The 21,743-nt window shown below is 54.3% G+C and carries 19 protein-coding genes; 16 read left to right on the top strand and 3 right to left on the bottom strand.

The window, feature by feature from the left end; translation table 11 throughout:
• Nucleotides 1-930 (top strand): homoserine kinase, encoded by a 930-nt coding sequence (gene thrB, locus AC6I8T_RS03305; RefSeq protein WP_208725488.1) that lies wholly within the window; start codon nucleotides 1-3, stop codon nucleotides 928-930.
• A gap of 3 nt (nucleotides 931-933) precedes the next feature.
• The gene (thrC, locus tag AC6I8T_RS03310) at nucleotides 934-2,217 is read left to right on the top strand and encodes a threonine synthase (protein ID WP_497833502.1); all 1,284 of its coding nucleotides are present in this window, start codon (nucleotides 934-936) and stop codon (nucleotides 2,215-2,217) included.
• Between the two features lie 117 nt (nucleotides 2,218-2,334).
• Here the strand turns inward: thrC and yaaA are convergent, their stop codons facing one another.
• Nucleotides 2,335-3,111 carry a peroxide stress protein YaaA gene (yaaA, locus tag AC6I8T_RS03315; protein ID WP_208724761.1) on the bottom strand — a complete coding sequence of 259 codons (777 nt, stop codon included), beginning with the start codon at nucleotides 3,109-3,111 and terminating at the stop codon, nucleotides 2,335-2,337.
• A 213-nt stretch (nucleotides 3,112-3,324) separates the two neighbouring features.
• On the opposite strand from yaaA, the gene tal reads away from it, so the two are divergent.
• The 3 genes from tal to AC6I8T_RS03330 all read left to right on the top strand — a co-directional run bounded on the left by tal (nucleotide 3,325) and on the right by AC6I8T_RS03330 (nucleotide 6,397).
• Entirely contained in the window at nucleotides 3,325-4,278 is a 954-nt protein-coding gene (gene tal / locus AC6I8T_RS03320; protein WP_013507805.1) for a transaldolase, read from the top strand.
• A gap of 108 nt (nucleotides 4,279-4,386) precedes the next feature.
• A complete protein-coding gene (gene mog, locus AC6I8T_RS03325; protein ID WP_036626658.1) occupies nucleotides 4,387-4,974 on the top strand; it encodes a molybdopterin adenylyltransferase in 588 nt (195 codons plus the stop codon).
• Between the two features lie 112 nt (nucleotides 4,975-5,086).
• On the top strand, nucleotides 5,087-6,397 hold the full coding sequence (locus AC6I8T_RS03330; protein ID WP_497830052.1) for an MFS transporter: 1,311 nt from the start codon (nucleotides 5,087-5,089) through the stop codon (nucleotides 6,395-6,397).
• Between the two features lie 36 nt (nucleotides 6,398-6,433).
• Here AC6I8T_RS03330 and satP read toward each other — a convergent pair whose 3' ends face one another.
• Entirely contained in the window at nucleotides 6,434-7,000 is a 567-nt protein-coding gene (gene satP, locus AC6I8T_RS03335) for an acetate uptake transporter (protein ID WP_497833503.1), read from the bottom strand.
• A gap of 292 nt (nucleotides 7,001-7,292) precedes the next feature.
• On the opposite strand from satP, the gene dnaK reads away from it, so the two are divergent.
• The 4 genes from dnaK to nhaR all read left to right on the top strand — a co-directional run bounded on the left by dnaK (nucleotide 7,293) and on the right by nhaR (nucleotide 12,720).
• On the top strand, nucleotides 7,293-9,203 hold the full coding sequence (gene dnaK, locus AC6I8T_RS03340) for a molecular chaperone DnaK (protein WP_013507809.1): 1,911 nt from the start codon (nucleotides 7,293-7,295) through the stop codon (nucleotides 9,201-9,203).
• A 100-nt stretch (nucleotides 9,204-9,303) separates the two neighbouring features.
• On the top strand, nucleotides 9,304-10,446 hold the full coding sequence (gene dnaJ / locus AC6I8T_RS03345) for a molecular chaperone DnaJ (protein ID WP_013507810.1): 1,143 nt from the start codon (nucleotides 9,304-9,306) through the stop codon (nucleotides 10,444-10,446).
• 176 nt (nucleotides 10,447-10,622) lie between these two features.
• Nucleotides 10,623-11,795, top strand: coding sequence for a Na+/H+ antiporter NhaA (gene nhaA, locus AC6I8T_RS03350; RefSeq protein WP_208724763.1), 1,173 nt, complete (start codon nucleotides 10,623-10,625; stop codon nucleotides 11,793-11,795).
• A 22-nt stretch (nucleotides 11,796-11,817) separates the two neighbouring features.
• A complete protein-coding gene (gene nhaR, locus AC6I8T_RS03355; protein ID WP_208724764.1) occupies nucleotides 11,818-12,720 on the top strand; it encodes a transcriptional activator NhaR in 903 nt (300 codons plus the stop codon).
• A gap of 51 nt (nucleotides 12,721-12,771) precedes the next feature.
• Here the strand turns inward: nhaR and rpsT are convergent, their stop codons facing one another.
• Complete coding sequence (rpsT, locus tag AC6I8T_RS03360) at nucleotides 12,772-13,035, bottom strand: 30S ribosomal protein S20 (protein ID WP_013507813.1); 264 nt, start codon at nucleotides 13,033-13,035, stop codon at nucleotides 12,772-12,774.
• 318 nt (nucleotides 13,036-13,353) lie between these two features.
• Here rpsT and ribF point away from each other — a divergent pair, with 318 nt between their 5' ends.
• From ribF to carA, 7 genes are all read left to right on the top strand, one after another.
• Nucleotides 13,354-14,292: a bifunctional riboflavin kinase/FAD synthetase gene (gene ribF, locus AC6I8T_RS03365; RefSeq protein WP_497833504.1), complete on the top strand. Its 939-nt coding sequence runs from the start codon at nucleotides 13,354-13,356 to the stop codon at nucleotides 14,290-14,292.
• Nucleotides 14,293-14,319: 27 nt separating this feature from the next.
• On the top strand, nucleotides 14,320-17,139 hold the full coding sequence (gene ileS, locus AC6I8T_RS03370) for an isoleucine--tRNA ligase (protein ID WP_208724766.1): 2,820 nt from the start codon (nucleotides 14,320-14,322) through the stop codon (nucleotides 17,137-17,139).
• Nucleotides 17,139-17,639, top strand: coding sequence for a signal peptidase II (gene lspA, locus AC6I8T_RS03375; protein WP_036626641.1), 501 nt, complete (start codon nucleotides 17,139-17,141; stop codon nucleotides 17,637-17,639). The genes ileS and lspA overlap by 1 nt, the downstream gene beginning before the upstream one ends.
• A 9-nt stretch (nucleotides 17,640-17,648) precedes the next feature.
• Nucleotides 17,649-18,119, top strand: a complete 471-nt coding sequence (fkpB, locus tag AC6I8T_RS03380) for an FKBP-type peptidyl-prolyl cis-trans isomerase (protein WP_021184777.1) — start codon at nucleotides 17,649-17,651, stop codon at nucleotides 18,117-18,119.
• Nucleotides 18,100-19,053, top strand: coding sequence for a 4-hydroxy-3-methylbut-2-enyl diphosphate reductase (gene ispH / locus AC6I8T_RS03385; RefSeq protein ID WP_013507818.1), 954 nt, complete (start codon nucleotides 18,100-18,102; stop codon nucleotides 19,051-19,053). The genes fkpB and ispH overlap by 20 nt, the downstream gene beginning before the upstream one ends.
• A 246-nt stretch (nucleotides 19,054-19,299) precedes the next feature.
• The gene (gene dapB / locus AC6I8T_RS03390) at nucleotides 19,300-20,115 is read left to right on the top strand and encodes a 4-hydroxy-tetrahydrodipicolinate reductase (protein ID WP_021184776.1); all 816 of its coding nucleotides are present in this window, start codon (nucleotides 19,300-19,302) and stop codon (nucleotides 20,113-20,115) included.
• Nucleotides 20,116-20,585: 470 nt separating this feature from the next.
• Complete coding sequence (carA, locus tag AC6I8T_RS03395; RefSeq protein ID WP_036626638.1) at nucleotides 20,586-21,734, top strand: glutamine-hydrolyzing carbamoyl-phosphate synthase small subunit; 1,149 nt, start codon at nucleotides 20,586-20,588, stop codon at nucleotides 21,732-21,734.
• The last annotated feature ends 9 nt before the right edge of the window (nucleotides 21,735-21,743 follow it).

Raw genomic sequence — 21,743 nt, forward strand, 5'->3', positions numbered from 1 at the left:
ATGGTAAAAATTTATGCACCGGCCTCGATAGGTAACGTCAGCGTCGGCTTTGATGTGCTTGGCGCGGCGGTTTCGCCGGTGGATGGCACCCTGCTGGGTGATTGTGTGTCGGTCGAGGCGGCCGACCGCTTTAGCCTGGTAAACAAAGGGCGCTTCGTCAGCAAACTGCCGGACAATCCACAGGAAAACATTGTCTATCAGTGCTGGCAGCGTTTTTGTGAAGCGATTGGTAAAGATGTGCCGGTGGCGATGACGCTGGAAAAAAACATGCCGATCGGCTCGGGTCTTGGCTCCAGCGCCTGCTCGGTCGTGGCTGGCCTGATGGCGATGAACGAATTTTGCGGCAAACCGTTGAATGACACCGAACTGCTGGCATTGATGGGCGAGCTGGAAGGACGTATCTCCGGTAGCGTGCATTACGACAACGTTGCGCCGTGCTTCCTCGGCGGCGTGCAGTTGATGATTGAAGAGAACGGCATTATCAGCCAGTCAGTGCCGTCGTTTGACGAGTGGCTGTGGGTGATGGCCTATCCGGGCATCAAAGTCTCCACCGCTGAAGCGCGTGCGATTCTACCGGCGCAGTATCGTAAACAGGACATCATCAAACACGGTCGTTTACTGGGCGGTTTCATCCATGCCTGTCATACTCAGCAGCCAGAACTGGCCGCGAAGCTGATGCAGGATGTGGTGGCGGAGCCGTATCGCACCAAACTGCTGCCGGGCTTTGCGGAAGCACGCCAGGCAGCAGCCGATATTGGCGCGCTGGCCTGCGGTATTTCGGGTTCCGGCCCGACACTTTTCGCCGTTTGCAACGAGATGGCAACGGCACAGCGGATGGCAGACTGGCTGAGCCAGCACTATCTGCAAAATGAAGAAGGTTTCGTCCATATCTGCCGTCTTGATACGGCTGGCGCACGTAAATTGGGATAACGCATGAAACTCTACAACCTTAAGGATCATAACGAGCAGGTGAGCTTCGCTCAGGCCGTGAAGCAGGGCCTTGGCTCGCAGCAGGGGCTGTTTTTTCCGCTCGAACTGCCGGAATTTGAACTGACCGACATCGATGCGATGCTGGAGATGGATTTTGTTACCCGCAGCAGCAAAATCCTCTCGGCTTACATCGGTGACGAAATTGCCGCACATCAGTTGGCTGAGCGCGTGAAAAACGCGTTTGCGTTCCCGGCCCCGGTGGCAAAAGTGAGCGACGATGTCGCCTGCCTCGAACTGTTTCATGGCCCGACGCTGGCGTTCAAAGACTTCGGCGGCCGTTTTATGGCGCAGATGCTTTCGTATGTCAGCGGTGCCGATGAAAAAATCACCATTCTGACCGCCACGTCTGGCGATACCGGCGCAGCAGTAGCCCATGCGTTTTACGGCATGGAAAACGTGCGCGTGGTGATCCTCTATCCGCAGGGCAAAATCAGCCCGTTGCAGGAAAAATTGTTCTGCACCCTGGGGGGGAACATCGAAACCATCGCCATCGACGGCGATTTCGATGCCTGCCAGGCGCTGGTGAAACAAGCCTTTGATGATGAAGAACTGAAAAAGGCGATCGGCCTGAACTCAGCCAACTCCATCAACATCAGCCGTCTGCTGGCGCAGATTTGCTACTACTTTGAAGCTGTGGCGCAACTGCCGCAGGAAAAACGCAATCAGCTGGTGGTGTCGGTGCCAAGTGGTAACTTTGGTGACCTGACCGCAGGCCTGCTGGCGAAATCACTCGGTCTGCCGATCAAACGCTTTATCGCTGCCACCAATGCCAACGATACTGTGCCGCGCTTCCTCGCCAATGGCGAATGGACGCCGCATGCCACCGTTGCCACGCTGTCCAACGCTATGGATGTGAGCCAGCCGAACAACTGGCCGCGCGTGGAAGAGTTGTTCCGTCGCAAAACCTGGCGTCTGGGCGATCTGGCCTATGGTGCGGTGAGCGACGAAACCACCAAAGCGACCATGCGTGAGCTGGCAGAAATCGGTTATCTGTCTGAACCGCATGCGGCGATTGCTTATCGTCTGCTGCGCGATCAGTTGCAGGAAGGTGAGTACGGCCTGTTCCTTTGCACTGCGCATCCGGCGAAGTTCAAGGAGAGCGTGGAAGCGATTCTGGAGCAGACGCTGCCGCTGCCGGAAGCACTGGCTGAGCGTGCCGACCTGCCGCTGCTGTCGCATAATTTGAAAGCAGATTTCGCCGCGCTGCGCGCGTTCTTGCTGAAATAACATAAGAATGGCTGGCAAATGCCAGCCATTCTTTTATCTGTCGTAGCGGCGCGATTTATCGCGCAATTCCGTGCACGGTGTCGGAAAAAACCGCGCGATAAATCGCGCCGTTACGGGTTATTGCTGCTCGTGGCGTTTAAACACCAGCTCGTTTTCGCTGCTTTCAGCCGCAGCAAAGAAATAACCATCCACATCGAATTTCTTCAATTGCTCCGGTTTGGTCAGGCGGTGCTGAATCACATAACGGCTCATCAGGCCACGCGCTTTCTTGGCGTAGAAGCTGATCACCTTAAACTTGCCGTTCTTCTCATCCAGGAACACCGGCTTAATCAGTCGCCCGGCCAGTTTTTTCGGCTTGATAGCTTTGAAATATTCATCTGACGCCAGGTTAATCAACACGTCATCGCCTTGTTCCGCCAGCGCCGCATTCAGCCTTTCCGTCAGCAAATCACCCCAGAAACCATAGAGATCTTTCGCCGCCGGGTTCGTCAGTTTGATCCCCATTTCCAGCCGGTAGGGCTGCATTAAGTCGAGCGGGCGCAGCAAACCATACAAACCCGACAGCATACGCAGATGCTGCTGGGCGAAAGCAAAATCTTTTTCGCTAAAGGTTTCAGCCTGCAAACCGGTGTAGACATCCCCTTTGAACGCCAGAATCGCCTGACGCGCATTCTCCAGCGTGAAGGGGGGCTGCCATTCGTTAAAACGTTCTGCGTTCAGATGGGCCAGTTTGTCGCTGATGCCCATCAGCGAGGCGATTTGCGCCGGTGACAAATCACGGGCGACATCAATCAGCTGTTGTGACTTTTCTAACAGCGCTGGTTGAGTGAAGGTTTGCGTCGCAAGCGGGCTTTCATAATCCAGCGTCTTGGCTGGCGAGATGACCATCAGCATCGTGTTATCCTCGGTTGACCCGCAGGTTTATCAGGGTATTAACGGAAAATTTGTTCGGCGAGTGTAGCAAAAAAGCGTGACGGATCGGCAAATCGTTCCCATTTGTCCGTGCTATCGGAAAGGGCACGCCGCGACCTTGCACCGTGGTTACCGCGTGATATTATCGCAACAGCCTTTTTCACCCTGACAGTCAACCTAAGAGAAAAGAGAACCATGACGGACAAACTTACTTCCTTGCGTCAGCTGACTACTGTGGTCGCCGACACCGGTGATATCGCGGCAATGAAGCTGTATCAACCGCAAGATGCCACCACCAACCCTTCTTTGATCCTCAATGCCGCTCAAATTCCTGAATACCGTAAACTGATTGACGAAGCCATTAGCTGGGCACGTCAGCAGAGCAGCAACAAAGAAGAGCAGTTACAGCTGGTTTCTGACAAGCTGGCCGTCAACATTGGTCTGGAAATTCTCAAACTGATCCCGGGTCGTATCTCGACTGAAGTCGATGCGCGTCTGTCTTATGACACCGAAGCGAGCATCGCCAAAGCGCGTAGCCTGATCAAACTGTACAACGATGCAGGTATCAGCAACGATCGCATCCTGATCAAACTGGCTTCAACCTGGCAGGGTATCCGTGCCGCTGAGCAGCTGGAAAAAGAAGGTATCAACTGTAACCTGACCCTGCTGTTCTCCTTCGCTCAGGCGCGTGCTTGTGCTGAAGCGGGCGTGTTCCTGATCTCTCCGTTCGTAGGTCGTATCCTCGACTGGTACAAAGCGAACACCGACAAGAAAGAGTACGCTGCGCACGAAGATCCGGGCGTGGTTTCTGTTTCTGAGATCTACAACTATTACAAGCAACACGGTTACGAAACCGTGGTAATGGGTGCCAGCTTCCGTAACGTCGGTGAAATCATCGAGCTGGCCGGTTGCGACCGTCTGACCATCTCCCCGAACCTGCTGAAAGAGCTGGCTGAGAGCGAAGGCGCTGTTGAGCGTAAACTGAGCTACAGCGGCGAAGTGAAAGCGCGTCCGGCGAAAATGACCGAAGCCGAGTTCCTGTGGCAGCACAACCAGGACCCGATGGCCGTCACCAAACTGGCGGAAGGCATCCGCAACTTTGCCATCGACCAGGGCAAACTTGAGAAGATGATCGCTGAACTGCTGTAAGTGATGACACCGTGGCGGCACTGCCCGCCACGGTTTTAAGCTTTTCTCTCCCTTTTGCTTTGTATTATTCTTCTTTTTATCCCCCTCATGCACCACAGCGATAACTCTATGGATACATTACGTATTGGATTAATTTCTGTTTCCGATCGCGCGGCGAACGGCATTTATCAGGATCAGGGCATTCCGGCGCTGGAAAGCTGGCTTGGCAGCGCATTAACGACGCCCTTTGAGATCGAAACCCGGCTGGTGCCGGATGAACAACCGATGATCGAACAGGCGATTTGCGAGCTGGTGGATGAATTGTTCTGCCATCTGGTACTGACCACGGGCGGTACGGGACCCGCGCGCCGTGATGTGACACCTGATGCGACCCTTGCGGTTGCCGATCGTGAGATGCCGGGTTTTGGCGAGCAGATGCGCCAGATCAGCCTGCAATTTGTCCCGACGGCGATCCTGTCACGCCAGGTGGGGGTGATCCGTAAGCAGTCGCTGATCCTCAATTTGCCGGGGCAACCGAAATCGATCAAAGAAACGCTGGAAGGACTGAAAGGAGATGACGGCGTGGTGAAAGTGCCGGGTATCTTCGCGGCTGTACCGTATTGTTTACAGTTGCTTGACGGGCCTTATGTCGAGACTGATCCGGTAGTGGTAGCAGCATTTCGGCCAAAAAGCGCGAGGCGTGAGACAAACGTCTGAATATCGCCGTTTTCAGGCATAAAATTCAGACGTACTGGTGTGGCAAAAAATTGACGGTATAGTAAGCGTAACTTTACAACTAGATTTTTTTGCCTCTGGATACCGCTACGTTATGGATTCGCTCGCAACTCGTCGCCTCAACCGACAGGATTATAAAACCCTGTCGCTGGCCGCCCTTGGCGGGGCGCTGGAATTTTACGACTTCATCATCTTTGTGTTCTTTGCTGCGGTGATCGGCCAACTCTTCTTCCCGGCAGATATGCCGGAATGGCTGCGTCAGGTGCAGACCTTTGCCATCTTTGCCGCAGGTTATCTGGCGCGCCCGCTTGGTGGCATCATCATGGCGCACTTTGGTGACAAAGTTGGCCGTAAGAAGATGTTTAGTCTGAGTATCCTGCTGATGGCTCTGCCGACGTTGGCAATGGGGGCGTTGCCGACTTACGACAGCATTGGTATCGCTGCTCCGCTGTTGATGCTGCTGTTGCGCGTGTTACAGGGGGCCGCGATTGGTGGCGAAGTGCCGGGCGCATGGGTGTTTGTCGCGGAGCATGTGCCAGAAAAACGCGTGGGTTTTGCCTGTGGCACCTTAACCGCCGGTTTAACCGCCGGGATTTTGCTCGGTTCGCTGGTGGCAACCATCATCAATACTTCGCTCTCTCCGACGGCAATTGCCGCGCATGGCTGGCGTATCCCGTTCTTTCTCGGTGGCGTGTTTGGTTTGCTGGCGATGTATTTGCGCCGCTGGCTGCATGAAACGCCAGTGTTTCAGCAAATGCAGCAGCGCAAGGCGCTGGCGGATAAGCTGCCATTGCAAACTATTCTGGCCCAACACAAACGCGGCATCGTGATTTCCATGCTGCTGACCTGGTTGCTCTCCGCCTGCATCGTAGTAGTGATTCTGATGGCTCCGACGCTGATGCAAAAACAACACGCGATTCCGGCGGCGCTGAGCTTACAGGCCAATAGCCTGGCTACGGTGATGTTGCTGTTTGGCTGCGTGATTGCGGGTTGGCTGGTGGACCGTATCGGAGCGGCGCGCACCTTGATGATCGGTTCGTTGCTGTTGGCGATCGGTAGCTGGAACTTCTTCCATCAATTAGGAAGTGCGCCGGAGATGTTGTTTGTCTGGTATGGTCTGGCGGGGTTGAGCGTTGGCGTGGTGGGGGTTGTACCGTTTGTGATGGTTCGGTCCTTCCCGGCAGCGGTGCGCTTCACCGGTATCTCCTTCTCCTATAACGTCGCCTACGCCATTTTTGGCGGCCTGACGCCGATTAGCGTGACCTTGATTATGCGTCTGACACCGATGGCACCGGCATGGTACGTGTTGGCGTTGGCGGTAATTGGATTTGCAGTAGGGGTGTGGCTGTTACGTGATAACCGGCAGGAAAGCGTGCAGTTTGAGACATCCATTCATTCTTCATAAATGATTACGCGGAGCCTCCAGGCTCCGCGTTGCGATTCAGCGTGGTTGACCAATCGGCAGCACGGTGCGGCCCCATTGTTCATTCAGCACTTCACCCATCGCCAGATAGATGGCGCTACCACCACAGATCAGACCAACCCAACCGGCAATGCGCACCAGCAGCGCGTTATCCAGCAGATGCCCAATCGCCAACAAGGCAAACAGCAACGTCAGGCTGGCAAACACAAATTGCAGCATAGTCGGGCCGGTGAGGGTGCCAAAGAATAAAAACAGCGTGAACACGCCCCATAGGCCAAGGTAAGCCCCGAGGAAATGACTGTCAGCGGCTTCCGACAGCCCCATTTTCGGCAGCAGCAGAATTGCGACCAGCGTCAGCCAGAAGCTGCCGTAAGAGGCAAATGCCGTCAGGCCGAAGGTGTTACCTTTCTTAAATTCCAGCAGGCCGGCAAAAATTTGCGCGAGGCCGCCATAAAAAATGCCCATCGCCAGGATGATGGTATCCATCGCGAAGAGTCCGGTGTTGTGCAGATTGAGCAGAATGGTGGTCATACCAAAGCCCATTAAGCCCAGTGGCGCAGGGTTCGCCAGAGTGATGTTACGCATAGTTCCTCAAAGGTAATTATTAATATCTGAATGTTGTCTTATCCCGTTAGTCAGACGGGGCGCAGCATAATAATCAGCCAGCTACCCGGCATCTTTGATCTGAGTGGGGAGAGATAATTAAAATTTTTTTAGTTTTAACCCTTGATGCGCTTCGAAGCGGCCCCATCTAGTTGTCATCGAGAGTTGTGGTGCAGGAAAAAAAGCCTGCTCAGGCAGTTGAAAGCGGCGAAACATGCCCGCATCTCTGCTTCACAACCCAATTTGGCAAAGAATTTAAGTGGGAGACGTTTAGATGGGTAAGATTATTGGTATTGACCTGGGTACAACCAACTCTTGTGTTGCGATTATGGACGGCACCAAAGCACGCGTGCTGGAAAATGCCGAAGGTGATCGTACCACGCCTTCAATTATTGCTTATACACAGGATGGCGAAACTCTGGTCGGTCAACCGGCTAAACGTCAGGCGGTGACTAACCCGCAGAACACCCTGTTCGCGATTAAGCGCCTGATCGGCCGTCGTTTCCAGGACGAAGAAGTGCAGCGTGATATCAAAATCATGCCGTACAAAATCGCCGCAGCAGACAACGGTGATGCCTGGCTGGAAGTGAAAGGCCAGAAAATGGCTCCGCCGCAGATCTCTGCTGAAGTGCTGAAAAAAATGAAGAAAACCGCGGAAGATTTCCTCGGTGAGCCAGTGACTGAAGCGGTTATCACCGTACCGGCGTACTTCAACGATGCACAGCGTCAGGCAACCAAAGATGCCGGCCGTATCGCGGGTCTGGAAGTGAAACGTATTATTAACGAACCGACTGCGGCGGCGCTGGCTTACGGCCTCGACAAAGGTCAGGGCAACCGCACCATCGCGGTATACGACCTGGGCGGCGGTACCTTCGATATCTCTATCATCGAAATCGATGAAGTTGATGGCGAGAAAACCTTTGAAGTTCTGGCAACCAATGGTGATACCCACCTGGGTGGTGAAGACTTCGACAGCCGTCTGATCAACTACCTCGTTGCGGAGTTCAAGAAAGATCAGGGCATCGATCTGCACAACGATCCGCTGGCGATGCAGCGTCTGAAAGAAGCGGCTGAGAAAGCGAAAATCGAGCTGTCTTCTGCTCAGCAGACTGACGTTAACCTGCCGTACATCACTGCTGATGCGACCGGTCCTAAGCACCTGAACATCAAAGTGACCCGTGCGAAGCTGGAATCGCTGGTCGAAGATCTGGTTGCGCGTTCTATCGAGCCGCTGAAAGTCGCTCTGCAAGATGCTGGCCTGTCGGTTTCTGACATCAACGACGTGATCCTCGTCGGTGGTCAGACCCGTATGCCGCTGGTTCAGGCTAAAGTGACAGAATTCTTTGGCAAAGAGCCGCGTAAAGACGTGAACCCGGATGAAGCCGTTGCCGTAGGTGCTGCGGTACAGGGTGGCGTGCTGGGTGGTGACGTGAAAGACGTCCTGCTGCTCGACGTAACCCCGCTGTCACTGGGTATCGAAACTATGGGTAGCGTGATGACTTCGCTGATCAGCAAGAACACCACCATCCCGACCAAACACAGCCAGGTGTTCTCAACTGCTGAAGATAACCAGTCTGCCGTGACCATTCATGTGTTGCAGGGTGAGCGTAAACGTGCCAGCGATAACAAATCACTGGGCCAGTTTAACCTCGACGGTATCCAGCCTGCACCGCGCGGTATGCCGCAGATTGAAGTGACTTTCGACATCGATGCGGACGGTATCCTGCACGTATCAGCGAAAGACAAAAACAGCGGTAAAGAGCAGAAGATCACCATCAAAGCGTCTTCTGGTCTGAACGAAGAAGAGATCGCGAAAATGGTACGTGACGCTGAAGCGAACGCCGAAGCCGACCGTAAATTTGAAGAGCTGGTGCAGACGCGTAACCAGGGCGACCAGATTGCGCACAGCACCCGTAAACAGCTGGATGAAGCGGGTGACAAACTGTCTGCCGATGACAAAGCCCCGATTGAATCTGCGCTGAACGATCTGAACACTGCGCTGAAAGGCGAAGACAAAGCTGACATCGAAGCGAAGATGCAGGCTCTGATGCAGGTTTCCAGCAAGCTGATGGAAATGGCACAGCAGCAGGCTCAGGCTGGCGCAGCAGACGCTGGCGACGCTTCCGCGAAGAAAGATGACGACGTTGTCGACGCTGAATTCGAAGAAGTTAAAGATAAAAAATAATTGCCCCTGACCGGGCGCGACGGCTGGCCTGACAGCCGTTGAAACCAGCACGGGCGTAGGAGATCTCTCCACGCCCGTGCGATCATGTTAAGGGCAGAAGATGGCGAAGAGTGATTTTTACGAGATCTTAGGCGTCTCTAAATCGGCAGATGAGCGCGAAATCAAAAAGGCGTATAAGCGCCTGGCGATGAAATATCACCCGGACCGTAACCCGGGCGATAAAGAAGCCGAAGCGAAATTCAAAGAGGTTAAAGAAGCCTACGAAATTCTGACCGACGCGCAGAAGCGTGCGGCCTACGATCAGTACGGTCATGCGGCCTTCGAACAGGGCGGCATGGGTGGCGGTGGATTTGGCGGCGGCGGCTTCGGTGGCGGTGCTGACTTCAGCGATATCTTTGGCGACGTATTTGGCGATATCTTTGGTGGTGGTCGCCGTCAGCGCGCTGCCCGTGGCGCCGATTTACGCTACAACATGGACCTGACGCTGGAAGAAGCGGTACGCGGCGTGACCAAAGAGATCCGCATTCCAACCCTGGAAGAGTGTGATGTTTGCCACGGCAGCGGGGCGAAAGCCGGGACTCAACCGCAAACCTGTCCAACCTGTCATGGTGCAGGCCAGGTGCAGATGCGTCAGGGCTTCTTTACCGTACAGCAGGCGTGTCCGACCTGTCATGGCCGTGGCTCGGTGATCAAAGATCCGTGCAACGCCTGTCATGGCCACGGTCGTGTTGAACGCTCGAAAACCTTGTCAGTGAAAATCCCGGCAGGTGTTGATACCGGCGATCGTATCCGTCTGAGCGGCGAAGGGGAAGCGGGCGAGCATGGCGCACCGGCGGGCGATCTGTACGTTCAGGTGTCAGTGAAAAAACACCCGATCTTCGAGCGTGAAGATAACAACCTGTACTGTGAAGTACCGATCAACTTTGCGATGGCTGCACTGGGTGGCGAGATTGAAGTGCCGACTCTGGATGGTCGTGTGAAGCTGAAAGTACCGTCAGAAACGCAAACCGGCAAGCTGTTCCGCATGCGTGGTAAAGGCGTGAAATCAGTGCGTGGTGGTGCCGTGGGCGATCTGCTGTGCCGCGTGGTGGTGGAAACCCCGGTTAGCCTGAACGACAAACAGAAAGCGCTGTTGCGTGAACTGGAAGAGAGTTTTGGCGGCCCGACCGGTGAGAAAAACAGCCCGCGTTCGAAGAGTTTCTTCGATGGCGTGAAGAAGTTTTTTGATGATTTAACCCGCTAAGTCTGCGCGACTTACCTGAAAGCCAGCGCTGCGTCGCTGGCTTTTTTATTTCCTGATCGCCACGATCATTCGGTTTTTTCGAACCCGACCTAATAAATAATCTGTTTTTTTCGATCTAATATTGTCGCTAAGCTAACCGCCTTTTCATTATTCGCTCTGCGACAAGGAACCTGGACGTGAATATCCGATTGAAAAAACTCCTGAATAGTGACGCCACCAGCGGGGTGGTGCTCATCATCGCCGCAGCCATTGCCATGTTGCTGGCCAACAGCGCCAGCACCCAGCAGGGCTATCTTGACCTGCTTGAAATCCCGGTGGAGTTTCGTTTTGGCTCACTGGATATCAGTAAAAACCTGTTGCTGTGGATCAACGATGCGCTGATGGCGGTGTTCTTCCTGATGGTCGGTCTGGAAGTGAAGCGCGAAATGGTCATGGGGGCACTGGCACGCCGCGACCAGGCGATTTTCCCGTTGATTGCTGCCGTTGGCGGCATGCTGGTACCGGGACTGCTGTTCCTGTTGTTTAACGCCGGGGATGCGGCCACGCGCAGCGGTTGGGCGATCCCGACGGCGACCGATATCGCTTTTGCCCTGGGTATTCTGGCGCTGCTGGGTAGCCGTGTGCCGCCAGCGTTGAAGATCTTCCTCATGGCGCTGGCGATCATTGACGATCTGGGCGCTATCGTGATTATTGCGCTGTTCTACACCAGCGATCTGTCGATGGTATCGTTGGGGGTAGCGGCTGGCGCGATTGCGGTGCTCGGCATCATGAATTTGCTGAACGTACGTAATACCGGCCTCTATCTGCTGGTTGGGCTGGTGTTGTGGACGGCGGTATTGAAATCCGGTGTGCATGCCACGCTGGCGGGCGTGGTGGTGGGCTTCCTGATCCCACTGGAGAAGAAAAATGGTCACTCCCCGGCAATCCACCTGGAACACGCGCTGCATCCGTGGGTACGCTGGCTGATTCTGCCGTTGTTTGCCTTTGCTAACGCAGGGGTATCGCTGGCCGGGGTGACACCAGGCAGCCTGTTCTCGTTGCTGCCGCTTGGCATCATGCTCGGCCTGTTTGTCGGTAAACCGCTCGGCATTACCTTATTCTGCTGGCTCAGCGTTAAAACCGGGTTGGCAAAATTGCCGGATAACACCTCGCTACGTGATATCGCGGCTGTCGGCGTGTTGTGTGGCATTGGCTTTACCATGTCGATCTTTATCGCCTCGCTGGCATACGGTGAAGCCGCGCCTGAGCTGATTACGCTGGCGAAGTTGGGCATTTTACTGGGTTCGATAATCTCGGCGGTGGTCGGTTACTTGCTGCTGTGGCGGCGTCTGCCGCGTCAGGCGGCGTAACCCAATACAAGGCGGTAGCCAGATGTCACATATCAACTACAACCATCTGTATTACTTCTGGCATGTGTGCCGTGAGGGATCGATTGTCGGAGCGGCAGAGGCACTGTTCCTCACGCCACAAACCATCACCGGGCAGATCAAGGCGCTGGAGGAGCGTCTGCAAGGCAAATTGTTTCGTCGGCAGGGCCGCGGTCTGGTGCCGACGGAGCTGGGGCAACTGGTGTTCCGCTATGCCGACCGAATGTTTATGCTCAGCCAGGAGATGCTCGATATCGTCAACTATCGCAAAGAGTCAAACCTGCTGTTTGATGTGGGTATTGCGGATGCGCTCTCCAAGCAACTGGTGAGTCAGGTGCTGGAGGCGGCAGTGGTCGCGGATGAGAAGATTCATCTGCGCTGCTTTGAATCGACACATGAGATGCTGCTGGAGCAATTAAGCCAGCATAAGCTGGATATGATTGTCTCGGACTGCCCGATTGATTCAACGCAGCAGGAGGGGTTGTTTTCGGTGAAGCTGGGGGAATGCCCGGTGAGCTTCTGGTGTTATGCCCCGTGGCCGGAACAGACTTTTCCCGCCAGCCTTGAACAGCGGCGTTTGCTGATCCCCGGTCGTCGTTCGATGTTGGGACGTAAGCTACTCAACTGGATTCACAGCCAGGGATTACAGGTCGAAATTCTGGGTGAATTTGATGATGCGGCGCTGATGAAAGCGTTTGGTGCGCAGCACAACGCGATTTTCGTGGCCCCCACGTTGTATGGTGAAGCGGTCTACCGCGATGAGGCTATTCAGGAAATTGGTCGTCTGGATGTGGTGATGGAGGAGTATCATGTGATTTTTGCCGAGCGCATGATCCAGCATCCGGCGGTACAACGCATCTGCCATCGCGACTTCAGCGCGTTGTTTAGCGGCAAATCGCAGGCATAAAAAAACCGGCTTAACGCCGGTTCTTTCACAAAGCGATTAACAGACAGGCGATTAAGCCAGTTTGTTGATCTGTGCAGTCAGGTTTGCTTTATGACGTGCAGCTTTGTTTTTGTGGATCAGACCTTTAGCAGCCTGACGGTCCACGATCGGTTGCATTTCGTTGAATGCGTTCTGCGCAGCAGCTTTGTCGCCTGTTGCGATAGCCGCGTATACTTTCTTGATGAAAGTACGCATCATAGAACGGTTGCTCGCGTTATGCTTGCGACGTTTCTCAGATGTTACGGCGCGTTTCTTAGCTGATTTGATATTAGCCAAGGTCCAACTCCCAAATGTGTTCTATATGGACAAATCAAAGGCCGAGGACTATGCCTTTTGTGCCTTCTTTTGTCAATGGATTTGTGCAAATAAGCGCCGTTTTACAAACGACACCCGGTTACGTAATTGATGGCGCAAGATTCTACCAGCAACACCGCGCTGAATACAGTATTTCACAACAAAATTCTTCAGATCGCCGCTAAGCTACTGCCTGCACGCGGAATAAGCGGCAACAGAAGCAGGAAAGGCACGCAGACGGGTTAACCTGAACGCTATTCGAGGGTATAATCCGCCGATTTCCACCGGTTTGAGTCAGCCATGAAGTTTATCCGCGGTATTTACAATCTCACTCAGCAGCATCGCGGCTGCGTCCTGACCATTGGTAATTTTGACGGTTTTCATCGTGGCCATCAGGCATTGATGGCGGAGCTGGTCGAAGAGGGACGTAAGCGTCAGCTGCCGGTGATCGTGATGCTGTTCGAACCGCAGCCGCTGGAGCTGTTTGCGGGCGATAAAGCCCCGGCTCGTCTGATGCGTCTGCGTGAAAAGCTGAGGTATCTTAAGCAGGCCGGCGTCGATGCGGTGTTATGTGTTCGTTTCGATCGTCGTTTTGCTGCCCATTCAGCACAGGTTTTCATCTCTGAACTGCTGGTGGAGAAACTGAACGTTAAATTTCTCGCTGTTGGTGATGATTTCCGCTTTGGTGCTGGTCGCCAGGGGGATTTCCTGTTATTACAGAAAGCCGGTGTGGAATATGACTTTGATGTCATCAGCACCCAGACATTTTGTGATGGCGGCAAACGCATCAGCAGTACTGCGGTGCGTCAGGCGCTGGCGCAGGATGATTTTGTCCAGGCGCAGGCGTTGTTAGGCCATCCCTTCAGCATTTCAGGCCGCGTGGTGCATGGTGATGCCCTGGGCCGTACCATTGGTTTTCCCACCGCCAATCTCCCTTTACGCCGCACAGTAACGCCGGTGAAAGGCGTATTTGCGGTTGAAGTACTGGGCCTGGGTGAACACCCGATCCCCGGCGTTGCCAACATTGGTACGCGTCCGACGGTAAAAGGTCTGCGTCAGCAGCTTGAAGTTCACCTGCTTGACACACATATGAATCTCTATGGACGCCACATTGATGTGGTACTGAAACAGAAGATTCGCGACGAACAGCGTTTCGCCTCGCTGGACGCGTTGAAAGAACAAATAGCGAAAGATGTGGTGACGGCCCGACAATTTTTTGGGCTAAAAACACCGGTTTAATGACCGAAATACGGAACCGAGAATCTGATGAGTGACTATAAATCTACCCTGAATTTGCCGGAAACGGGGTTCCCGATGCGTGGCGATCTGGCCAAACGCGAACCGGGAATGCTGCAACGTTGGTATGATGACAACCTGTACGGCATCATCCGCGAAGCCAAAAAAGGGAAAAAAACCTTTATTCTGCACGATGGCCCTCCCTACGCGAACGGCAGCATTCATATTGGTCACTCCGTTAACAAGATTCTGAAAGACATTATCGTTAAGTCGAAAGGCATGGCGGGCTTTGATTCGCCTTACGTTCCGGGCTGGGACTGCCACGGTCTGCCGATTGAACACAAAGTTGAGCAGATGATTGGTAAGCCGGGCGAGAAAGTCAGCGCGGCTGAATTCCGCGAAGCTTGCCGCAAGTACGCGGCGGAGCAGGTGGAAGGGCAGAAAAAAGACTTTATCCGTCTTGGCGTGCTGGGCGACTGGGATCGTCCCTACCTGACCATGAATTTCCAGACCGAAGCCAACATCATCCGTGCGCTGGGTAAAATCATCGGCAACGGCCACCTGCACAAGGGCGCGAAGCCGGTGCACTGGTGTCTGGACTGCCGCTCAGCACTGGCGGAAGCGGAAGTCGAATATTACGACAAAACCTCCCCCTCCATCGATGTGATGTTTAACGCGTTAGATGCCGATGCGGTGCGCGCCAAATTTGGCGTATCTGCTTCTGAAGGCCCGGTTTCTCTGGTGATCTGGACCACTACCCCGTGGACCATGCCCGCTAACCGTGCCATCTCGTTGCACCCGGAATTCGACTACCAACTGTTGCAGATCGAAGGCCGCAGCCTGATCCTCGCCAAAGATCTGGTGGAAAGCGTGATGAAACGCGCGGGTATCAGCGACTGGCGTGTGCTGGGCGAATGCAAAGGCGCGGCGCTTGAGCTGCAACTATTCCAGCATCCGTTCCTGGAGCAGATCCAGTCGAAAGTGGTGCTGGGCGAGCACGTCACCCTTGAAGCGGGTACGGGTGCAGTGCATACCGCGCCTGGCCACGGTCCGGACGACTACGTTATCGGTCAGAAATACGGTATCGAAACGGCTAACCCGGTTGGCCCGGATGGCACCTACCTGCCAGGTACCTATCCGACGCTGGATGGCGTTAACGTGTTTAAAGCCAACGATATGATCGTTGAGCTGCTGAAAGAGAAAGGCGCGCTGCTGCATGTGGAAAAACTGCTGCACAGCTACCCGCACTGCTGGCGTCATAAAACGCCGATCATCTTCCGTGCCACCCCACAGTGGTTTATCAGCATGGATCAGAAAGGTCTGCGTGCGCAGTCGCTGAAAGAGATCAAAGGCGTGCAGTGGATCCCGGATTGGGGCCAGGCGCGTATCGAAGCGATGGTCGCCAACCGCCCGGACTGGTGTATCTCCCGTCAGCGCACCTGGGGTGTGCCGATGGCGCTGTTCGTGCACAACGAAACCGAGCAGCTGCACCCGGATACGCTGGAGCTGATGGAAAAAGTGGCGCAGCGTGTCGAGCAGGACGGAATTCAGGCGTGGTGGGATCTGGACCCGCGCGATCTGATGGGCGATGACGCCGACAACTACACCAAAGTGCCGGATACGCTGGATGTCTGGTTCGATTCAGGGTCAACCAGCTATGCCGTCGTTGATGCGCGCCCGGAATTTGAAGGCCATAGCCCGGATATGTATCTGGAAGGCTCGGATCAGCATCGCGGCTGGTTTATGTCTTCACTGATGATCTCCACGGCGATGAAGGGCAAAGCACCGTACCGCCAGGTACTGACGCACGGTTTCACCGTGGATGGTCAGGGCCGCAAGATGTCGAAATCTATCGGCAACACCGTGGCACCGCAGGACGTGATGGATAAGCTGGGTGCTGACATTCTGCGTCTGTGGGTGGCATCAACCGACTACTCTGGCGAAATGGCGGTGTCCGATGAAATTCTGAAGCGTTCCGCAGATGCCTATCGTCGTATCCGTAACACTGCGCGCTTCCTGCTGGCGAACCTGAACGGCTTTAATCCGGCGACCGATAAAGTCAGCCCGGAAGAGATGGTAGTGTTGGATCGTTGGGCCGTTGGCCGTGCGCTGGACGCGCAGAAAGATATCGTCGCGTCATACGCCAATTACGATTTCCATGAAGTGATCCAGCGTCTGATGCAGTTCTGCTCAATTGAGATGGGGTCGTTCTATCTCGACATCATCAAAGACCGTCAGTACACCGCTAAAGGCGACAGCCTGGCGCGTCGCAGCTGCCAGACGGCACTGTGGCATATCGTGGAAGCGCTGGTGCGCTGGATGGCACCGATCATGTCTTTCACCGCTGACGAAATTTGGGGCTACCTGCCGGGCGATCGTGCGCAATACGTCTTCACCGAAGAGTGGTACGACGGTCTGTTTGGTCTGGCTGATGATGAAACCCTCAACGATGCCTACTGGGCTGAGCTGCTGAAAGTGCGCGGCGAAGTCAACAAGGTGATTGAGCAGGCGCGTAGCGACAAACGTATCGGTGGTGCGCTGGAAGCAACGGTGACGTTATACGCAGATGCAGAGCTGGCGGCGAAATTGCAGGCGCTGGGTAACGAACTGCGCTTTGTCCTGCTGACTTCCGGCGCGACCGTGGCAGATTACGCCACCGCGAGTGATGAAGCGCAGCAGAGCGAATTGCTGAAAGGTCTGAAAATCGCGCTGCATAAAGCAGAAGGCGAGAAATGTCCGCGCTGCTGGCATTACACTACCGACGTCGGTCAGAACCCGGAACATGCGGCGGTCTGCGGACGTTGTTATACCAACGTAGCCGGTAACGGCGAAGAGCGTAAGTTTGCCTGATGAGTAAAGCGATTTTCTCAACCGGATTGCGCTGGCTGTGGCTGGTGCTGGTGGTGATTGTGGTCGATTTCGCCAGTAAGCAGTGGGTCATGAACAACATGATGCTGCACGAAACGCGACCGCTGATGCCGTTCCTGAATCTGTTCTACGCGCACAACTATGGCGCGGCGTTCAGTTTCCTGGCGGATAAAGGCGGTTGGCAGCGCTGGTTCTTTGCCGGTATCGCCATCGCGATTGTGGTGTCGTTGCTGGTGATGATGTATCGCAACCCGGCTCGTAACAAATTAACCAACATTGCCTATGCGCTGATTATCGGCGGGGCATTAGGTAACCTGTTTGATCGCGCATATCACGGTTTTGTGGTCGATTTTATCGACTTCTATATCGGTGACTGGCATTTCGCGACCTTTAATATCGCTGACTGCGGCATCTGTATCGGTGCCGCGTTGGTGGTGCTGGAGGGCTTCTTAAGCCCAAAAGGCAAACAGGTTAAAGATTAAGGGTAAATGATGACAGACTCTGTACAGCGCGATAGCGCGTTGCTGGTGCATTTTACGCTGAAGCTGGAAGATGGTTCGACAGCGGAATCGACGCGCGCCAATGGCAAACCCGCGCTGTTTCGTCTCGGTGATGGCAGCCTGTCGGCGGCGCTGGAGCAGGAGTTGCTGGGACGTAAAGTGGGCGACAAGCACAGCTTTACCCTGGCACCGGAAGATGCCTTTGGTGGCATCAGTCCGGACCTGATCCAATACTTTTCGCGTCGTGATTTTATCGATGCAGGCGAGCCGGAAGTCGGTGCCATCATGCTGTTCAGCGGCATGGGCGGCAGCGAAATGCCGGGGGTGATCCGTGAAGTCTCCGGTGATTCCATCACCGTAGACTTCAATCACCCGCTGGCGGGTCAGCGCATTCAGTTTGAGATTGAAGTGCTGGAGATTGATCCGGTCCTGGAGGCAAGCGATGCAAATCCTGTTAGCTAACCCGCGTGGTTTCTGTGCGGGCGTGGATCGCGCCATTAGCATCGTTGAGCGCGCGCTGGAGATGTACGGCGCGCCAATCTATGTACGTCATGAAGTGGTACATAACCGCTATGTGGTAAGCAGCCTGCGCGAACGCGGTGCCATCTTTATCGAAGAGATCAGCGAAGTGCCGGATGACGCTATCCTGATCTTCTCCGCGCATGGGGTATCTCAGGCGGTACGTGCTGAGGCGAAGGCGCGTAATCTGACCATGCTGTTTGATGCCACCTGTCCGTTGGTGACCAAAGTGCATATGGAAGTGGCGCGCGCCAGCCGTAAAGGCGTCGAAGCCATTCTGATTGGACATGCAGGCCATCCGGAAGTGGAAGGCACGATGGGGCAATACAGCAACCCCAACGGCGGCATGTATCTGGTGGAATCGCCGGAAGACGTGTTCAAATTGCAGGTCAAAGATGAAAGCAACCTGTGCTTTATGACCCAGACGACGTTGTCCGTTGATGATACGTCGGACGTGATTGACGCGCTGCGTCAGCGCTTCCCGGCGATCATCGGGCCACGCAAAGATGATATCTGCTATGCCACCACTAACCGCCAGGAAGCGGTGCGTGTGCTGGCGCGTGATGCAGAAGTGGTGCTGGTGGTCGGTTCGAAAAACTCCTCCAACTCCAATCGTCTGGCGGAACTGGCACAGCGCGCCGGTAAGCTGGCGAAGCTGATCGACTCTGCCGATGATATTCAGGAAGAGTGGGTAAAGGGCGTGACCACCATAGGTGTGACCGCTGGGGCTTCCGCGCCGGATGTTCTGGTGCAGCAGGTGATTCAGCGCCTGCGCGATCTGGGTGGTGAAGCAGCGATTGAGCTGATTGGCCGCGAAGAAAACATCGTGTTTGAAGTACCGAAAGAATTGCGTGTAGAAGTGCGCAACGTGCAGTAACCCCTTCCCCGTAGCGGCGGCGATTTATCGCGCTTTTTTCGACCAGGCAAAAAGACGCGCGATAAATCGGGCCGCTACACCAACCCGCGCAAGCCGATTTCCACCTGGTGAGATTGCTTTTACTGATAATCTGACGCGGCTGGCATAAAATTCTTATTATCCCTTTTTTATTGTGGCGTGACTGTTATCTGACCGTTAACCTGTTTGCGCTTTGCATGCATAGATTTGTATCAGGAATGAATAAATATGAGTGAAATCCGCATTGCTATTGTTGGTGCGCCGGGTCGCATGGGACGCAATTTGATTCAGGCCGCGCAGCAGGCGGAAGGCGTCGTGCTAGGTGCTGCGCTGGCGCGTGCCGGTTCGTCATTGATCGGTAGTGACGCCGGTGAGTTGGCAGGTATTGGCAAGACCGGGGTGATCATCACTGCGGATTTGCAGCAGGTGGTCAACGACTTCGACGTGTTGATCGACTTCACTCGCCCGGAAGGTACGCTGGAATACCTGGCTTTTTGCCGCCAGCACCAAAAAGCGATGGTGATTGGTACCACCGGTTTTGATGAGGCAGGTAAAGCGGCGATTCGTGCCGCGGCAGAAGAGATTGGCATCGTGTTTGCGGCCAACTTCAGCGTTGGTGTGAACCTGGTGCTGGAACTGCTGAAACAAGCCGCAAAAGTGATGGGCGATTATGCCGATATTGAAATCGTAGAAGCGCATCACCGTCATAAAGTTGATGCACCATCAGGCACAGCGCTGGCGATGGGTGAAGCCATTGCTGAAGCAATGGACTGGAAACTGGACGAGCACGCCGTCTACGCGCGTGAAGGCCATACCGGTGAGCGTAAAGCGCAAACCATCGGTTTCGCTACCGTTCGCGCCGGTGATATCGTCGGTGAACATACCGCGATGTTTGCAGATATCGGGGAGCGCGTTGAGATTACCCACAAGGCTTCCAGCCGCATGACCTTTGCAAATGGAGCCGTAAAAGCCGCTTATTGGCTTAAAGACAAGAAATCTGGCCTTTATGACATGCGTGATGTGCTGGATTTATCGATGTTGTGAGTGTTGTGAACCATCGTGATGTGGTTATTTCAATCGGTAAGACATTGATTGAATAGGGCAATAATATTATTGCCCTTTATTTTGTCTGTAAAAAATGGTTTTCGTTATTTTTTAATGCTAAGTCTCCTGTTTTTCGTTGTTTATGATCGTTTTTCATCCTTAAAAACGTCATTTTTGACCATTTGGTCAAAATTATCATCCCGGTAGCACGACTTTCAGATTATTTCCGCCTCGCAACCGTTTATTTTTCCAGGTTGTCTCGCTCTTTTGTCGGTTTCTGTTGCTTTTAACATTCAGTTGCCCGAAAAAAACAAAAAAATAACGTCTCAGGGTAGACAAGGTGCGGGTCGATCATTAGAATGCGCGCAATTTGCCAAAAATCGACCGGTCAGGCGGTTTTTGCATTGATTCAGGACAGTATTTTGAATTAATATGCAAATATTGTGACTGTTTATTCCCTGGAGGATGTTTTGATTAAGTCAGCGCTCTTGGTTCTGGAAGACGGAACCCAATTCCACGGTCGGGCCATCGGGGCAACGGGATCGGCAGTGGGGGAGGTCGTTTTCAATACGTCAATGACCGGTTATCAAGAAATCCTCACTGATCCCTCCTATTCCCGCCAGATCGTCACCCTCACTTATCCCCATATCGGCAATGTTGGCGCTAATGCCGCCGACGCAGAGTCCAGCCAAATTCATGCTCAGGGCCTTGTTATCCGCGACCTGCCGCTGATTACCAGCAACTTCCGTAGTGAAGAGAGCTTGTCAGCCTATTTGCAGCGCAACAACATCGTCGCCATTGCCGATATCGATACCCGTAAGCTGACGCGTCTGCTGCGTGAAAAAGGGGCACAGAACGGCTGTATCATCGCCGGTGACAATCCAGACGCCGCTCTGGCGTTGCAGAAGGCACAAGCCTTCCCGGGCCTGAAAGGCATGGACCTGGCAAAAGAAGTGACGACGGCGGAAACCTATCCGTGGCAGCAAGGTAGCTGGACGCTGAAAGACGATCTGCCGGAGCAGAAGTCAGCGGCAGAGCTGCCATTCCATGTAGTTGCCTACGATTTTGGTGCCAAGCGCAATATCCTGCGCATGCTGGTAGACCGTGGCTGTCGCCTGACGGTGGTGCCGGCGCAGACGTCTGCTGAAGACGTTCTGAAGCTGAACCCGGATGGTATTTTCCTCTCCAACGGCCCTGGCGACCCGGAGCCGTGCGATTATGCCATCAGCGCGATTCAGTCTTTCCTTAATACCGATATCCCGGTATTCGGTATCTGCCTGGGTCATCAGCTGCTGGCGCTGGCAAGCGGTGCGAAAACCATCAAAATGAAGCTGGGCCATCATGGCGGCAACCATCCGGTAAAAGATCTCGACAACAACACCGTGATGATCACCGCACAGAACCACGGTTTCGCCGTTGATGACAGCAACTTACCGGCAAATTTACGCGTGACCCATGTTTCGCTGTTCGACCAGACCGTGCAGGGCATTCACCGTACCGATAAACCGGCTTTCAGCTTCCAGGGACATCCGGAAGCCAGCCCAGGCCCGCACGATGCGGCGCCGCTGTTCGATCACTTTATCGAACTGATTGAAGCCTACCGTTCTAACGCGAAGTAATCAGGAGCT

This window comes from Pantoea sp. X-Soil-OKNW-556, assembly GCF_059730695.1.

Bases quoted from the DNA above. Each gene is read 5' to 3' on its own strand.
- thrB (WP_208725488.1), top strand. From the start codon at position 1: ATGGTAAAAATTTATGCACCGGCCTCGATAGGTAACGTCAGCGTCGGC.
- thrC (WP_497833502.1), top strand. From the start codon at position 934: ATGAAACTCTACAACCTTAAGGATCATAACGAGCAGGTGAGCTTCGCT.
- yaaA (WP_208724761.1), bottom strand. From the start codon at position 3,111: ATGCTGATGGTCATCTCGCCAGCCAAGACGCTGGATTATGAAAGCCCG.
- tal (WP_013507805.1), top strand. From the start codon at position 3,325: ATGACGGACAAACTTACTTCCTTGCGTCAGCTGACTACTGTGGTCGCC.
- mog (WP_036626658.1), top strand. From the start codon at position 4,387: ATGGATACATTACGTATTGGATTAATTTCTGTTTCCGATCGCGCGGCG.
- AC6I8T_RS03330 (WP_497830052.1), top strand. From the start codon at position 5,087: ATGGATTCGCTCGCAACTCGTCGCCTCAACCGACAGGATTATAAAACC.
- satP (WP_497833503.1), bottom strand. From the start codon at position 7,000: ATGCGTAACATCACTCTGGCGAACCCTGCGCCACTGGGCTTAATGGGC.
- dnaK (WP_013507809.1), top strand. From the start codon at position 7,293: ATGGGTAAGATTATTGGTATTGACCTGGGTACAACCAACTCTTGTGTT.
- dnaJ (WP_013507810.1), top strand. From the start codon at position 9,304: ATGGCGAAGAGTGATTTTTACGAGATCTTAGGCGTCTCTAAATCGGCA.
- nhaR (WP_208724764.1), top strand. From the start codon at position 11,818: ATGTCACATATCAACTACAACCATCTGTATTACTTCTGGCATGTGTGC.
- ribF (WP_497833504.1), top strand. From the start codon at position 13,354: ATGAAGTTTATCCGCGGTATTTACAATCTCACTCAGCAGCATCGCGGC.
- ileS (WP_208724766.1), top strand. From the start codon at position 14,320: ATGAGTGACTATAAATCTACCCTGAATTTGCCGGAAACGGGGTTCCCG.
- lspA (WP_036626641.1), top strand. From the start codon at position 17,139: ATGAGTAAAGCGATTTTCTCAACCGGATTGCGCTGGCTGTGGCTGGTG.
- fkpB (WP_021184777.1), top strand. From the start codon at position 17,649: ATGACAGACTCTGTACAGCGCGATAGCGCGTTGCTGGTGCATTTTACG.
- ispH (WP_013507818.1), top strand. From the start codon at position 18,100: ATGCAAATCCTGTTAGCTAACCCGCGTGGTTTCTGTGCGGGCGTGGAT.
- dapB (WP_021184776.1), top strand. From the start codon at position 19,300: ATGAGTGAAATCCGCATTGCTATTGTTGGTGCGCCGGGTCGCATGGGA.